We start from the raw sequence: 585 nt of genomic DNA, 5'->3' as shown, positions 1-585 counted from the left end.
CCTCATCGGCCGGGGCCTGAACCGCGAGCATCCCGCCACCGCCCGCCAACACTTCACCGATCGCCCTCGACCGCAACGCCACCACCCGGGCGCCATCCTGCAGGGACAGCCAGCCACCCACCACCGCAGCCGCAATCTCACCCTGCGAATGCCCCACCACCGCATCCGGCTCGACACCCACCGAACGCCACACCTCAGCCAGGGACACCATCACCGCCCACAGCACCGGCTGCACCACATCGACGCGCTCCAGCGATGCGGCGCCCTCAACGCCTCGCACCACATCCAGCAGGGACCAGTCCACGAACGGCTCCAACGCCGCCGCACACTCCCCCAACCGGGAGGCAAACACCGGCGACGACTCCAGCAGAGCCACCGCCATCCCCACCCACTGCGAACCCTGACCCGGGAACACAAACACCCGACGACCCGACACATCAGCCACACCAGACACCAGACCGGACACCGTGTCACCGGCATCCGACTGCCCGGCCGCCAGCCCACGCACCCCAGCCAACAACCCATCCACGTCCTGGCCCACCACAACCGCCCGATGCCGGAACACCGAACGACCACTCACCAACG

General features: G+C 68.9%; 1 protein-coding gene. It reads right to left on the bottom strand.

Annotated features, from left to right (window positions below):
- On the bottom strand, positions 1–585 hold a 585-nt coding region (locus tag KUF83_RS10100; protein ID WP_217454275.1), incomplete at both ends, for an acyltransferase domain-containing protein.

The sequence above is a fragment of the Streptomyces sp. BV286 genome (assembly GCF_019090165.1).
GTDB lineage: Bacteria > Actinomycetota > Actinomycetes > Streptomycetales > Streptomycetaceae > Streptomyces.
This window is presented reverse-complemented; position numbering and strand designations above follow the sequence as displayed.